The sequence below is a fragment of the Pseudomonas sp. genome, assembly GCF_030696055.1.
GTDB lineage: Bacteria > Pseudomonadota > Gammaproteobacteria > Pseudomonadales > Pseudomonadaceae > Aquipseudomonas.
The window spans coordinates 1-14,726 of the sequence record NZ_JAUYNP010000257.1; the positions used below are offsets into that span (position 1 = coordinate 1).

Here is a 14,726-nt window from a genome sequence, read left to right on the forward strand (position 1 = left end):
CCAGCTCTTCCTTCATGGCCTTTTCATGGGCCGACAGCTGCTTGGATTCCAGGGCCAGACGATCCGATTTGGCCTCCAGCCAGACGGAGTAGTTGCCTTCGTACGGAATGCCGGCGCCGCGGTCGAGCTCGAGAATCCAACCGGCGACGTTGTCGAGGAAGTAGCGATCGTGGGTGATCGCCACCACTGTGCCGGGGAAGTCGTGCAGGAAGTGCTCCAGCCAGGCCACCGAGTCGGCGTCCAAGTGGTTGGTCGGCTCGTCCAGCAGCAGCATGTCCGGGGCCGACAGCAGCAGGCGGCATAGGGCCACGCGGCGTTTCTCGCCACCGGACAGCACGGCGACCTTGGCGTCCCAGGCCGGCAGGCGCAGGGCGTCGGCGGCGACTTCCAGCTGACGTTCGAGGTTATGCCCGTCGCTGGTCTGCAGAATGGCTTCCAGCTTGGCCTGCTCGGCGGCCAGCTTGTCGAAGTCGGCATCCGGCTCGGCGTAAGCGGCGTAGACCTGATCCAGACGCGCCTGGGCGTCCTTGATCTGGCTGACGGCCTCTTCCACCACTTCGCGCACGGTCTTGTTCGGGTCGAGTTGCGGCTCCTGCGGCAGGTAGCCGACATTCAGCTCGGGCATCGGTCGGGCTTCGCCGTCGAACTCGCTGTCGACCCCGGCCATGATCTTCAGCAGGGTGGACTTGCCCGAGCCGTTGAGGCCGAGCACGCCGATCTTGGCGCCGGGGAAGAACGACAGGGAGATGTTCTTGAGGATTTCCCGCTTCGGCGGCACTACTTTGCTCAGCCGATGCATGGTGTAGACGTATTGAGCCATGGGTAACCTTGGTTCTAGACAGGAAACGAAAGAGAGGCTGGCAACTAAGAACCTATTTACGATCTGCTGCGCGTCGGCCAGCCGGCGTTAAAAACAGCCTCGAAATGCTCATTTACAGCTCGTAAACTCCGCTTCCTCGGCGCTTTGACCAGCCACCGGCTGTTACTACGTAGCGCCTTGCCTGGCTCTAGCTCGCGAGATCGTAAACAGATTCTGAGGCGAACAGCCCTCGCGCGGGGCCGCTGGCCAGGCCGCAAGGGCCGAGGGACAATGCCGTTGTAGGCCCAGGTGCATAACGCCGCGCGCGCGTGCGGCAAAGCTACCGGAATGCGCGGTGCAGGGCAAACGACGCTCGTCGCCAGCACTGGCACTTCGCCGCAGTTATGGCATGCTAGCCGCCCCCCGCCGTAACGGCATTGCCATGCGCCCAGGGGCCTGCCGAATTAAGTTCAGGACTCAGCTCATTGCCAACAGTCACGCCGCCATCCGCTCCGCAATCACCCGGCGAACCCTTGACGGTAGCGATGCGCAGTCCGAGCCGCGGGGCCTTGGTGCTGTTGGTAATGACCATGCTGAGCCTGCTGCTCTGGCAGCTGCGCCTGGAGTCCCACCAGCTGCTGGATAACCAGCGTCAGCTCAGCCTGGCCTACAGCGCGCAACTGGCCAATCACCTGTCGCTGAATATGGGCCTCAAGGCCAGCGCCGGGCAGGCCCTGCTCCAGCTCCACGTGCCGCCGCCGGCTAATCCTGAACGCCAGGAAGAGCTGCTGCGCAGCCTGCGCGGGGTATTTCCGACCTTGCGCAGCCTGGCCTGGTTGAACGCGCAAGGCCAAGTCGTGGCCGATAGCGACGCGCAGACGCTGGATCGGCTGTATCTGGCCGATCTGCACCAGCGCGCGGGCCAGCAGGCGTTCTTCTATTCCTTCAGCGCCAATGATCACGGCCGCATCTACCTGCTGCTGCGCCACAACAACGACAGTGCCGCCAGCGGTTTCTGGGTGCTGCGCCTGACCAACAAGGCGTTGCGCAACTGGCTCAGCGAACACCACCAGAGCCCCCACCAGTGGCTGCTGGAGGACCGCCATGTGCAGCGGGTGATTGTCAGCTATAGCGGCCAGGCGTCCACGGCCGACACCATCGCCCCGCCGGTGACCGCGGAAAACCTCGCCAACAGCATTCTCACCACGCCGCTGAGCGGCAGCGACTGGCAACTGCGCGCGCTGTTCAACGAACGCCAGGCGCGCGCCGCTCAGCTGCCGCAGCTGGCCAGCAAACTGCTGCTGTTTATCTTCTGCGCCCTGCTCACCCTGTTCGCGCTGTACCGCCTGTTGCATGAGCGGCGCAATCTACATGCGCTCAATACCGCCTCGCGGCGCTCGCTGCAGCAGGCCGCCAGCGTGCTGGGGGCCATCGAAGAGCGGGTGCTGGTCACCGACAGCAATGGCCAGCTGCAGTACCTCAACCCCCAGGCCGAGGCCCTGTTCGGCCTGAGCAATAAGGCGGCGCATAACTGGCACCTGCTGCAGCTGTTGCCGCGCCTCGACCCCCTGCTGCTGCACGGCAACAACGCGCACCAGGAACTCGGCCCGGACCTGGTGGAAATCCAGCAGAACGGCATGCCGCGCCTGTATGACATCAGCCGCAGCGACCTCGGCGAAGAGCACCAGCACAGCGGTTTCGTCTGGGTGCTGCGCGATGTCACCGAAGAGCAGCACGCCACCCAGGTGCTGCAGGAAACCCGCCGGCGCTACCAGGACATCTTCGAGGGCACCGGCACCGCGCTGTGCGTGCTCGACCTGGGCGAGCTGCACAGCTACCTGCAACGCCAGCAATTGCGCGACCCCCACAGCCTCAGCCGCTGGCTGGCGGCCGATCCGCAGCACCACCAGGAACTCTGCCAGCGCATGCGCCTGACCGAGACCAACCAGGTGGCCTTGCAGCTGCTCGGCGTCGATTCCAACCAGCAAGCCTGGCAGCACCTGTTCAACAGCGGCCCGCTGCATGCCGAAGGCTTCCGCCTGCAACTGATCCACGCCCTGCTCACGGGCAGCGGCCTGCTGGAAATGGAGCGGCAGATCACCACCCCCCAGGGCCACGAGCGCCACCTGTGGCTGCTCCTGCGCCTGCCGGACAACCCGGATGACCTCAAGGCGGTCACCCTGAGCATCAGCGACATCACCAGCCGCAAGCGCATCGAGACCTCGTTGATCGAGCGCGAGCGCTTCTGGTCCGATGTGGTCAACGCGGTGCCCGACACCATCTACGTGCACGACATAGTCGCCAAGCGGGTGATGTACAGCAACAACCACCTGGGTCCGCAACTGGGCTACAGCAAGGCCGAACTGCGCGAGCTGGGCGATCGTCTGTGGGAAAAGGTCCTGCACCCCGACGACGTCGAACTCTACCAGCGCATGCGCAATATCCAGCAGGTGCTGGGCAAGGGCCAGCTGATGCAGTTCGAATTGCGCTGGCGGCATCGCGACGGCAGCTGGCACTGGTTCGACATCCGCGAACAGGCCCTGGCCTACGACAAGCAGGGCCGGGTCAGCCGGCTGATCGGCGTGGCCAAGGACATCACCGGGCAGATCGAACGCAGCGAATCCCTGCGCACCAGCGAGCAGCGCTACCGCCTGCTAGCGGAAAGCATCAGCGACGTGATCTTCTCCACCGACGATAGCCTGCAACTCAACTATGTCAGTCCCTCGGTCAGCCAGGTGCTCGGCTACGACAGCGAATGGGCGCTGGCCAACGGCTTCCACAGCCTGGCGACCAACCCACGGCAGCTGTCGGGCTTCTATGAGCTGCTCGAGCGGGTGCGCAATGCCCTCGGCGATCCGCAGCGCCTGGCCGAGCTGCGCGCGCAGTTCCTGCCGCAGCTGTTCGTCTTCGACTGCCTGCGCGCCGACGGCCAGAAGATCCCGGTGGAACTGCGCCTGGTGCCCATGTGGGACGATAGCGGGCGCTTCGAGGGCCTGCTCGGGGTCGGCCGCGACATCGGCCAGCAGCGCCGCGCGGAGAAAGACCTGCGCATGGCCGCCACGGTGTTCGAGCACTCCACCGCGGCCATTCTGGTGACCGATCCGGCCGGCTATATAGTCCAGGTCAACCACGCCTTCAGCCGGGTCAGCGGCTACAGCTCGCAACAGATTCTCGACCAGCTGCCGAGCATGCTCACCGCCGACACCCAGCAGGCCAGCCACCTCAACTTCGTGATCCGCCAGCTCAACCAGCAAGGCAGCTGGGAGGGCGAGGTGTGGCTGAAACGCCGTAACGGCGAGAAATTCCCGGCCTGGGTCGGCATCACCGCGGTCAAGGACGATGAAGGCGACCTGGTCAGCTATGTGTGTTTCTTCAGCGACATCAGCGAGCGCAAGGCCAGCGAGCAGCGCATCCACCGCCTGGCCTACTACGACGCCCTGACCCAGCTGCCCAACCGCACGCTGTTCCAGGACCGCCTGCACAGCGCCCTGCAGCATGGCGAGCGGCATAACGAGTGGGTCGCGCTGATGTTCCTCGACCTCGACCGCTTCAAGCCGATCAACGACTCCCTCGGCCATGCCGCCGGCGACCGCATGCTCAAGGAAGTGGCGGTGCGCCTGGCCGCCTGCGTCGACGGCGACGACACCGTGGCGCGCATGGGCGGCGACGAGTTCACCCTGCTGCTGCAATCCCAGGTCAACCGCGAGGCGGCCCTGAAGCGCGCCATCCATGTCGGCGAACAGATTCTCGCCAGCCTGGCGCAGCCCTTTATTCTCGAAGGCCGCGAGTTCTTCGTCAGCGCCAGTATCGGCATCGCCCTCAGCCCCCAGGACGGCAACGAGCTGAGCCAGCTGATGAAGAACGCCGACACCGCCATGTACCACGCCAAGGAACGCGGCAAGAACAACTTCCAGTTCTACCAGGCCGATATGAACGCCAGCGCCCTGGAGCGCCTGGAGCTGGAGAGCGACCTGCGCCACGCCCTCGAACAGGGCGAGTTCAAGCTGTATTACCAGCCGCAATTCTCCGGCGACGGCAAACGCCTGACCGGCGCCGAGGCCCTGCTGCGCTGGCAACACCCACAGCGCGGTCAGGTGCCGCCGAACGACTTTATTCCGGTGCTGGAAGAGTTGGGCCTGGTGGTGCAGGTCGGCGACTGGGTGCTGCGCGAGTCCTGCCGCCAGCTGAGCGCGTGGCACCAGGCCAAGGTGCGGGTGCCGAAGATCTCGGTCAACCTGTCGGCCCGGCAATTCGCCGAGGGCGACCTGGACCGGCGCATCGCCGGCATCATCCAGGACAGCGGCATACCCCCCGCCTGCCTGGAGCTAGAGCTGACCGAAAGCATCCTGATGGAAGACGTGGCCAATGCCATGCACACCCTGGCCGCCCTCAAGCGCCTGGGGGTGTGCATCGCCATCGACGACTTCGGCACCGGCTACTCCTCGCTGAACTACCTCAAGCAGTTCCCCATCGACGTGCTGAAGATCGACCGCAGCTTCGTCGATGGCCTGCCCCATGGCGAACAGGACGGCCAGATCGCCCGCGCCATCATCGCCATGGCCCACAGCCTGAACCTCACGGTGATCGCCGAAGGGGTGGAAACCCTGGCCCAGCTGGACTTCCTGCGCGGCCACGACTGCGACGAAGTGCAGGGCTTCCTGCTCGGCCGGCCGATGCCCGCCCAGCAGTTCACTGCGCTGTTCAGCGGTACCGCGCTATTTATGCTCAGCTAGACGCAATGGGTAGGATGGGTTAGCCGCAGAGGCGATGTGCGGCGAGACCGCATTTTCTGCGCGGCGTAACCCATCATGGCGGCACGCCTGCCGACGCCACGTTGGGTTACACGGCGCCTAAAATCCGCGACTTGCCTGAAGCGGGCATCCGCCGCTAACCCAACCTACGCACAACCCAACGCCCGCCCATGAGCCCCGCTTGTCCAGCAGATGATCAAGCTTCATATGCCTGTTCGCGCCGGATGGGGTAGAATTCGCCCCTTCTTTCCACCGCCCAGCTGATTTTCTCAGGGGATTGCCATGTTCAGCCGTGATTTGAATCTTGCCCGTTTTGACGCCGATTTGTTTGCCGCGATGGAGCAAGAAGCCCAACGCCAGGAAGAGCATATCGAGCTGATCGCCTCGGAAAACTACTGCAGCCCGGCGGTGATGGAAGCCCAGGGTTCGGTGCTGACCAACAAGTACGCCGAAGGCTATCCGGGCAAGCGTTACTACGGTGGCTGCGAGTACGTCGACGTGGTCGAGCAGCTGGCCATCGACCGCGCCAAGCAGCTGTTCGGCGCCGACTACGCCAACGTCCAGCCGCACTCCGGCTCACAGGCCAACTCGGCCGTGTATATGGCCTTGCTGAACCCCGGCGACTGCGTGCTGGGCATGAGCCTGGCCCACGGTGGCCACCTGACCCACGGCGCCAGCGTCAGCTTCTCCGGCAAGATCTATAACGCGGTGCAGTACGGCATCGACAACGTTACCGGCCTGATCGACTACGACGAAGTCGAGCGCCTGGCCGTCGAACATAAGCCGAAGATGATCATCGCCGGCTTCTCCGCCTATTCGCAGGTGCTGGACTTCGCCCGCTTCCGCGCCATCGCCGACAAGGTTGGCGCCTACCTGTTCGTCGACATGGCGCATGTCGCCGGTCTGGTTGCCGCGGGGGTGTACCCCAACCCGGTGCCGTTCGCCGACGTGGTCACCACCACCACCCACAAGACCCTGCGCGGCCCGCGCGGCGGCCTGATCCTGGCGCGTGCCAACGAAGCCCTGGAGAAGAAGTTCAACTCCGCGGTCTTCCCGGGCGGCCAAGGCGGCCCGCTGGAGCACGTGATCGCCGCCAAGGCGGTGTGCTTCAAGGAAGCCCTGCAACCCGAGTTCAAGGCCTATCAGCAGCAAGTGATCAAGAACGCCCAGAGCATGGCCAGCGTGTTTATCGACAACGGCTATGACGTGGTCTCCGGCGGCACCGAGAATCACCTGTTCCTGCTGTCCCTGATCAAGCAGGACATCACCGGTAAGGACGCCGACGCCGCCCTGGGTCGCGCCTTTATCACAGTGAACAAGAACAGCGTGCCGAACGACCCGCGTTCGCCCTTCGTCACCTCCGGTCTGCGTATCGGCACTCCGGCAGTGACCACCCGCGGTTTCAAGGAAGCCGAGTGCCAGGAGCTAGCCGGCTGGATCTGCGACATCCTGGCTGACCTGAACAACGAAGCGGTCATCGATGCCGTGCGTGAGAAGGTCAAGGCCGTCTGCGCCAAGCTGCCGGTGTACGGCAACTAAGCTCAGCGTTCTGGCTGCATAAAAATGCCCGGCATCTGCCGGGCTTTTTCGTTTCTGTAGAACCCACTCTACGCGGCCACCTCGGCAAAACCCTGGCGAATCTCCGCCTCCGGCAGGTTGTCGCCGATCAACACCAGCACGCTCTCGCGCACCTCGTCCGTCGCCCACTCGCTGTCGAAGTCGAAGCCGTACAGGCGCAGCACGCCCTGGAACACCATGCGCCGCGCTTCGCCGGCGATGCTCAGCACGCCCTTGTAGCGCAGCAGCGCGTTGCCGTGTTGCTCCAGCAGCCATTGCATAAAGGCACTGAGTTTGTCGAGATCCAACGGCTGCTCGCTCTTCAGCACCAGGGTGGCGATGCGATCCGGCGTGGCCGCTGCCGGCGCCAACGGCCGCAGGCTCAGCGCCGGGGCGATATCGGCATTCAGGTTGAAACCGCGGATATCCAGCAGTTCGGCCAGGTCGATACGGCCGTGCTCGACCACCCGCAGCGGCGCCCGCCGGTTGATGCGCTGCAGGCGCTGACCGAGCGCCTCGACCCGGACGGCGTCCACCAGGTCGGTCTTGCTTAGCAGGATGCGATCGGCGAAACCGACCTGGGCCTGGGCGATACTTTCCTGCAAGTGGCGCTCGGCGTTGGCCGCGTCCACCAGGGTGAGGATGCCGTCCAGCACATAGCGCTCGCACAACTCGTCGCCCGCGAAGAAGGTTTGCGCCACCGGCGCCGGGTCGGCCAGGCCGGTGCACTCGATCACCAGGCGATCGAAGGCCAGCTCGCCGCTGTCGAGCTTGTCCAGCAGCAGGTACAGGGCCTTTTCCAGTTCGACATGGATAGAGCAGCAGACGCAGCCATTGGCCAGGGTCAGCACCTGCACCGGCTCGCGGCCCAGCAACTGGCCGTCGATCGGCGTGTCGCTGAACTCGTTCTCTATCACCGCCAGCCTGAGGCCGTGCTCGGCCTGCAGCATATGCCGCAGCAGGGTGGTCTTGCCGGCACCGAGAAAGCCGCTAAGCACTGTGACGGGAATAGGTTGGGACATGCGGCTCTCCAAAATAACGCACGCCACGGCTAGCGTGGCGTGTGCTGTCAGTTATTTACACAACCTGCTCCGATAAGCGTCGCGAGCGCAGGCAGGTTGAGGGTGGCCAGCGCGGAGAAGCCGCAATGTACTGCAGTACATGAGGACTTCGAGCACTGCCCACACTCAAGATGCCAAGCGCAGCAGCTTAGCGGGGTAGGTTCAACAACAACGAACGGGACGTCCCTTACCTCCGCCGTAGCGAGCTTCCTGGCGTTCGCGGAAGAACGCCTCGTAGCTCATCACCGGCAGCTGAGGATGCTGCGTCTGCATGTGCTCGACATAGGTGTCGTAGTCGGGCATGCCCACCAGCATGCGCGCGGCCTGGCCGAGGTACTTGCCCATGCGGCTGAGATCATTGAACACGCGGTTCTTCCTTTTAATAGTGCCGGGCCAGCGCAACTGACCCGGCGGGCTAAGCACTCAGACGTCAGGCATGACCTGGAACGGGGCTTCCTTGTCCGTACGCTCGCTGCGCACCCAGGCGGCGCGACCGACCTTCAGCGCATAGAACAGCACGCTGCACACCACCACCAGGAACAGCACGCTGAGGGTGGCGTTGGTGTAGGCGTTCATGATCACGTTCTGCATCTGCCCCAGGTCCTTGGCCGGGGCCAGCACCTGCCCCGCCGCCAGGGCCGCCTCGTACTTCTTGGCCAGGGCGAGGAAGCCGACGGCCGGGTTGGCATCGAACAGCTTGATCAAACTGGCCGTGGTGGTGCAGATCAGCAGCCAGACAGCCGGCAGCAGGGTGACCCAGACGTACTGCTGGCGCTTCATCTTGATCAGCACCACGCTGCACAGCATCAGGGCGATGCCGGCGAGCATCTGGTTGGAGATGCCGAACAGCGGCCACAGGGTATTGATGCCGCCCAGCGGATCGATCACGCCCTGATACAGCAGGTAGCCCCACAGCGCCACGCAGCCGGCGGTGGCCAGCACGTTGGCGCCCCAGGATTCGGTGCGTTTGAGCGACGGCACGAAGGTGCCGAGCAGGTCCTGCAGCATAAAGCGCCCGGCGCGGGTACCGGCGTCCACCGCGGTGAGGATAAACAGCGCCTCGAACAGAATGGCGAAGTGGTACCAGAAGGCCATGGTGCTCTGACCCGGCAGCACCTGATGGAGGATCTGCGCTATGCCCACGGCCAGGGTCGGCGCACCGCCGGCACGGGCCAGGATGGTGGTCTCACCTATATCCCGGGCCACTGCCTCCAGCGCTTGCGGGGTGATGGCGAAGCCCCAGCCGCTGACCGCCGCCGCCACGCTGGCGACATCGGCGCCGACTATGGCCGGCGGGCTGTTCATGGCGAAGTACACGCCCGGCTCGATGATCGAGGCGGCGACCATGGCCATGATCGCCACCATCGACTCCATCAGCATGCCGCCGTAACCGATATAGCGCGCATGGGATTCATTGGCCAGCAGCTTGGGCGTGGTGCCCGAACTGATCAGCGCATGGAAGCCGGAAACCGCGCCACAGGCGATGGTGATAAACAGGAAGGGGAACAGCGCGCCTTTCCACACCGGGCCGGTGCCGTCGGTGAACTGGGTCAGCGCCGGCATCTTCAGCTCGGGGGCGAGGATCAGGATACCGATGGCCAGGGCGACTATGGTGCCGATCTTGAGGAAGGTCGACAGGTAGTCGCGTGGCGCCAGGATCAGCCACACCGGCAGCACCGCGGCGACGAAGCCGTAGCCCACCAGCATCCAGGTGATCTGCTCACCGGTGAAGGTGAACACCGTCGCCCAGTAGGGGTCCTGGGAAATCACCCCGCCCAGCCAGATCGAGCCGAGCAGCAGGGCCACGCCGACCACTGATATCTCGCCGATCCGCCCCGGGCGGATATAGCGCATATAGACGCCCATAAACATGGCGATCGGGATGGTCGCCATCACCGTGAACATGCCCCAGGGGCTGTGCGCCAGGGCCTTGACCACGATCAGCGAGAGCACCGCGAGGATGATGATCATGATCAGGAAGCAGCCGAACAGGGCGATGGTGCCCGGAATACGGCCCATCTCCTCGCGCACCATATCGCCCAGCGAGCGGGCGTTGCGCCGGGTGGAGATGAACAGCACCATAAAGTCGTGCACCGCACCGGCCAGCACCACCCCGGCGATCAGCCACAGGGTGCCGGGCAGGTAGCCCATCTGCGCGGCGAGCACCGGGCCGACCAGCGGGCCGGCGCCGGCGATGGCGGCGAAGTGGTGACCGAACAGCACGTGCTTGTTGGTCGGCACGAAGTCCAGACCGTCGTTGTTGAGCACCGCCGGCGTGGCCCGCAGCGGGTCCAACTGCATCACCTGGGTGGCGATAAACAGGCTGTAGTAGCGATAAGCGACCAGATAGAGGGCCACCGCGGCCACCACTATCCACAAGGCGTTGATGGCTTCGCCGCGGCGCAAGGCCACGACCCCCAAGGCACAGGCGCCCACCACTGCCAGCACGGCCCAGGGCAGGTGGCGCAGCAGGCTATTGTTTTGCTTCATAGGCACTCCCAATTTATGGACAGGCAAGCTGCCGCACAAGCTTAGCCGTCCCTCGGCAAAGCTCTATGCGACCTTGGTCTAGACGCAGACGCCGCCGACCGCGCGTTCATCACCTTGCCCTGCGCCAGCCTGAACGCCAAACGCGGATTAACTCGGCAGGCGCATCTAGTGGCGGTGCCGGCGCGCAGGCTTGCGCTATAGTGGATTAAATCCCCCGCAGGAGTTTTTTTGCATGAGTGATACAGCCAACGAACGGCGGCGCTTTCATCGCATCGCGTTCGATGCCCCCACCGAGCTCATTCAAGGTGAGCGCAGTTGGGCGGTCGAGCTGCACGACGTGTCACTGAAGGGCTTGCTGGTCAAGCGCCCTGGCGGCTGGAACGGCGACCCGAACCAGCCCTTCGAAGCCAGCATCCAGCTGGACGACGACACCCGCGTACGCATGGAAGTGGTGCTGACCCGCACCCAGGACAACCTGCTCGGCTTCGTCTGCCGGCATATCGACCTCGACTCGATCAGCCACCTGCGCCGCCTGGTCGAGCTCAACCTGGGCGATGACAGCCTGCTGGAACGCGAGCTGGCGGCCCTCGGCGAAGAGGGCTGAGCACAAGCTGCAAGCTGCAAGCGGGTAGGATGGGTTGAGCGCAGCGATACCCATCACGGCGGCGAACCTGCCGACGCCGCGTTGGGTTACGCGGCGCCAGGATTCGGTGTTGACTCAGGATAAATACCCCCGCCACTAACCCAACCTACGCCCCCCTCTACTCGAACAGCGCATCCAGCGCCTGCTCCAGGCGCGTCACCGCAATCACCTGCAGGCCGGCCGGGGCCTCCTTGGGCGCGTTGCCCTTGGGCACTATGGCGCGCTTGAAACCGTGCTTGGCCGCCTCTTTCAGGCGCTCCTGACCGCTCGGCACCGGGCGGATCTCGCCGGACAGGCCGACCTCGCCGAACACCAGCAGGTCATGTTGCAGCGGCCGGTTGCGCAGGCTGGAGATCACCGCGGCCAGCAGCGCCAGGTCGGAGGCGGTTTCCAGCACCTTGACCCCGCCGACCACGTTGAGGAACACGTCCTGGTCATAGGTGGGAATGCCGCCATGCCGGTGCAGCACGGCCAGCAGCATGGCCAGGCGGTTCGGGTCCAGGCCCAGGGTGACGCGGCGCGGGTTGCCCATATGACTGGTATCCACCAGCGCCTGCACCTCCACCAGCATCGGCCGGGTGCCTTCCCAGGTGGCCATCACCACGCTGCCCGACACTTCTTCCTGGGCACGGGTGAGGAAGATCGCCGAGGGGTTGGTGACCTCCTTCAGGCCCTTGTCGGTCATGCCGAACACGCCCAGCTCGTTGATCGCGCCGAAGCGGTTCTTCACCGCGCGCAGCAGGCGCAGGCGGCCGTCTGATTCGCCCTCGAAATACAGCACGGTGTCGACCATATGCTCGAGCACCCGCGGCCCGGCCAGGGCGCCGTCCTTGGTGACGTGGCCGACCAGGAAGATCGCCGTGCCACTCTGCTTGGCGAAACGCACCAGCAGCGCCGCGCTCTCGCGGACCTGGGACACGCCGCCGGGAGCCGATTGCAGCTGTTCGGTGAAGATGGTCTGGATCGAGTCGATCACCATCACCTTGGGTTTTTCCAGGCGCGCGGTAGCGATGATGCTTTCGATGCAGGTTTCGGTCATCACCTTGAGCCTATCTTCCGGCAAGCCCAGGCGGCGGGCGCGCATGGCCACCTGCTGCTGGGACTCCTCACCGGTGACATAGAGCGCGGGCAGGCGGGTGGCGATATTGCACAGGGTCTGCAGCAGGATGGTCGACTTGCCGATGCCGGGGTCGCCACCGATCAGCACCACCGAGCCATCCACCAGGCCGCCGCCGAGCACCCGGTCCAGCTCGCCGGAGGCGGTGGAAAAGCGCGGGGTTTCCTCGACGCTGACCTCGGCCAGGGTCTTGACCTGCGCCTGCTCGCCGGCCCAGCCGGCACGCCCGCTGGGGGTGGCCGCATGGGCCTCCAGCAGGGTTTCCACCAGGGTATTCCAGGCCCCACATTCGCCACACTGGCCGGCCCATTTGGGGAAAGTCGCACCGCATTCGCTGCAACCGTACATGCGCTTGGCCTTGGCCATGCCGGACTCCTCGGAAAACTGAGCCCGGATCATACGAAATAGCTGGATATATTTACAGCACTAGTGCCTCAACCCCAACATCTCAACCCTAGTGCCTCAGCCCTTACCGCCATTGCCGCAGCCACGGCAGTGCCCAGCCGGGCATTGAAGGCGCCGCGCGGTTCGGGAGAGTCTTGGATCAAGGGTCACCGGCCCGCCGCTCGGCGGAGGATCGCGGTACACAACCGCAGCCCTGCCGCCCGTGCGGTTGTTGACCCCGAGCAAATCCGGCCTTATCTGCCTGCGCCGTCGTTCAGTATCTTGGCGACTTCGTCCTTGAGGCTGACCCGCTGCATCTTCAGCCCCAGCAGCAGTATCTCGTCCATGGCGACACGCCCGCTTTCCGCCTCGTAGATGCGTTTGTCGAGTTCCTCATACTCCTCGGCCAGGCGGGCGAAGTGCCCGTCTGCCGCCAACATGGTGCGCAATTGGCTTTTCAGCTCGGGAAATTCACGATTGAGCGGATGATGTTCCAGTGGCATAGCGGCATCCTCATGACGAACCTAACTTCATCCTAGACCAGCCCGGCCTGCTCTGCCGAAGCCACGGCTGGCCCGGCACTGCCGCTGCCTGCAGCTTCCGGGTGGCGGCGCCCCTGGGGATCGGCCGGGCAAAGCCGCCTTGGCGTCACCCACCCCGCGCGGCTTCCCGCAAGTGAGGTGGCTGGCAAGCGCCCGCCCCTGGATTACACTCGCCGCACCCGCACCTCTCAAGGAATGAAGCATGAGCATTATCAGTGAATTCAAAGCCTTCGCCGTCAAAGGCAATGTGGTCGACATGGCCGTGGGCATCATCATCGGCGCCGCCTTCGGCAAGATAGTCTCCTCCTTCGTCGGCGATGTGGTGATGCCGCCGCTGGGCATGCTGATTGGCGGAGTGGACTTCTCCGACCTGGCCATAGTGCTGAAGGCCGCCGAGGGCGATGCCGCCGCGGTGAGCCTGGCCTATGGCAAGTTTATCCAGAGCGTCATCGACTTCCTGATCGTCGCCTTCGCCATCTTTATGGGCATCAAGCTGCTCAACAAACTCAAACGCGAAGAGCAAGCCGCGCCTGTCGAGCCGCCGGCGCCGACCAAGGAACAGGAACTGCTCGGCGAAATCCGCGACCTGCTGAAGAATCAGCAAACCCGCCCCTGACCACCCCCTGACACCCCTGCCCCATACCCTGGCGGAACATAGCCCGCTGCCCCGCCAGCGGCCATCTGCGCACGGCCCCTGTGCCGGCAAAATTTTCACCTAGACTGTAGAAGGTAGCGCCGAGGATGTCCGCGAACGGCGCAACGCCTCGGCAAGCCGAGCCAATCATTCGCCTGGCAAAGCCACCCAGGATGGCCGATGACACTGAGCCCGCAGAGGCCTCGCCCTTGGTTCTGTACGAAAAGTCGCCGAGCGAAGATCAGGCAAGGCAAAAACAGGCGAAGAAGCGCAGTTTACATGCTGTAAATGAGCATTCTGAGCCTGTTTTTAACGCAGCATCATCGAGCGCAGGCACTTTTCGTACGAACCTAGCGCCAATGAGGGCGAACGCCACATTTCATAAGGCCGACAGATGAGCGATCCCGCAGAAGACGAGCTGTTCTCCTTCGACGATGAGGCCCACCTCGAGGATGCTGGCACTGCCAAGCCCTGCTGGCAGATCCTGATCGTCGATGATGACCAGGACGTGCACCAATCCACCTGTTTCGCCCTGGCCAACAGCGAAATCCTCGGCCGCCCGCTGCGCTTCCTGCATGCCTACTCGGCGGCTCAAGCCCTCAACATGCTGGGCGAACAAGCGCAGATCGCGGTGATCCTGCTGGACGTGGTGATGGAGTCGGAACACGCCGGCCTGCACCTGGTGCGACGCATCCGCGAGGAGCTGCACAACAGTGAAACCCGCATCATCCTGCGTACCGGCCAGCCC

At 64.5% G+C, this 14,726-nt stretch carries 11 protein-coding genes; 5 read left to right on the top strand and 6 right to left on the bottom strand.

What is annotated here, in order from left to right:
• Window positions 1-820 (bottom strand): ATP-binding cassette domain-containing protein (locus Q8Q83_RS15130; RefSeq protein ID WP_305624956.1); only part of this gene is annotated, 820 nt, incomplete at its 3' end.
• Window positions 821-1,344: 524 nt separating this feature from the next.
• Here Q8Q83_RS15130 and Q8Q83_RS15135 point away from each other — a divergent pair.
• Window positions 1,345-5,532: an EAL domain-containing protein gene (locus Q8Q83_RS15135; RefSeq protein ID WP_305624957.1), complete on the top strand. Its 4,188-nt coding sequence runs from the start codon at window positions 1,345-1,347 to the stop codon at window positions 5,530-5,532.
• 300 nt (window positions 5,533-5,832) lie between these two features.
• Entirely contained in the window at window positions 5,833-7,089 is a 1,257-nt protein-coding gene (gene glyA, locus Q8Q83_RS15140) for a serine hydroxymethyltransferase (RefSeq protein ID WP_305624958.1), read from the top strand.
• Between the two features lie 68 nt (window positions 7,090-7,157).
• Here glyA and yjiA read toward each other — a convergent pair whose 3' ends face one another.
• From yjiA to Q8Q83_RS15155, 3 genes are all read right to left on the bottom strand, one after another.
• Complete coding sequence (gene yjiA / locus Q8Q83_RS15145) at window positions 7,158-8,129, bottom strand: GTPase (RefSeq protein WP_305624959.1); 972 nt, start codon at window positions 8,127-8,129, stop codon at window positions 7,158-7,160.
• Window positions 8,130-8,330: 201 nt separating this feature from the next.
• The gene (locus tag Q8Q83_RS15150; RefSeq protein ID WP_305624960.1) at window positions 8,331-8,534 is read right to left on the bottom strand and encodes a YbdD/YjiX family protein; all 204 of its coding nucleotides are present in this window, start codon (window positions 8,532-8,534) and stop codon (window positions 8,331-8,333) included.
• Window positions 8,535-8,591: 57 nt separating this feature from the next.
• Window positions 8,592-10,658: a carbon starvation CstA family protein gene (locus Q8Q83_RS15155; RefSeq protein WP_305624961.1), complete on the bottom strand. Its 2,067-nt coding sequence runs from the start codon at window positions 10,656-10,658 to the stop codon at window positions 8,592-8,594.
• 232 nt (window positions 10,659-10,890) lie between these two features.
• Here Q8Q83_RS15155 and Q8Q83_RS15160 point away from each other — a divergent pair, with 232 nt between their 5' ends.
• Window positions 10,891-11,262: a PilZ domain-containing protein gene (locus Q8Q83_RS15160; protein ID WP_305624962.1), complete on the top strand. Its 372-nt coding sequence runs from the start codon at window positions 10,891-10,893 to the stop codon at window positions 11,260-11,262.
• Between the two features lie 157 nt (window positions 11,263-11,419).
• Here Q8Q83_RS15160 and radA read toward each other — a convergent pair whose 3' ends face one another.
• Both radA and Q8Q83_RS15170 read right to left on the bottom strand, forming a co-directional pair.
• Window positions 11,420-12,784, bottom strand: a complete 1,365-nt coding sequence (radA, locus tag Q8Q83_RS15165) for a DNA repair protein RadA (RefSeq protein ID WP_305624963.1) — start codon at window positions 12,782-12,784, stop codon at window positions 11,420-11,422.
• Window positions 12,785-13,056: 272 nt separating this feature from the next.
• The gene (locus tag Q8Q83_RS15170; protein WP_305624964.1) at window positions 13,057-13,305 is read right to left on the bottom strand and encodes a YdcH family protein; all 249 of its coding nucleotides are present in this window, start codon (window positions 13,303-13,305) and stop codon (window positions 13,057-13,059) included.
• Window positions 13,306-13,546: 241 nt separating this feature from the next.
• On the opposite strand from Q8Q83_RS15170, the gene mscL reads away from it, so the two are divergent.
• Both mscL and Q8Q83_RS15180 read left to right on the top strand, forming a co-directional pair.
• Window positions 13,547-13,960 carry a large-conductance mechanosensitive channel protein MscL gene (gene mscL / locus Q8Q83_RS15175; protein ID WP_305624965.1) on the top strand — a complete coding sequence of 138 codons (414 nt, stop codon included), beginning with the start codon at window positions 13,547-13,549 and terminating at the stop codon, window positions 13,958-13,960.
• Between the two features lie 412 nt (window positions 13,961-14,372).
• Window positions 14,373-14,726 (top strand): response regulator (locus tag Q8Q83_RS15180; RefSeq protein WP_305624966.1); only part of this gene is annotated, 354 nt, incomplete at its 3' end.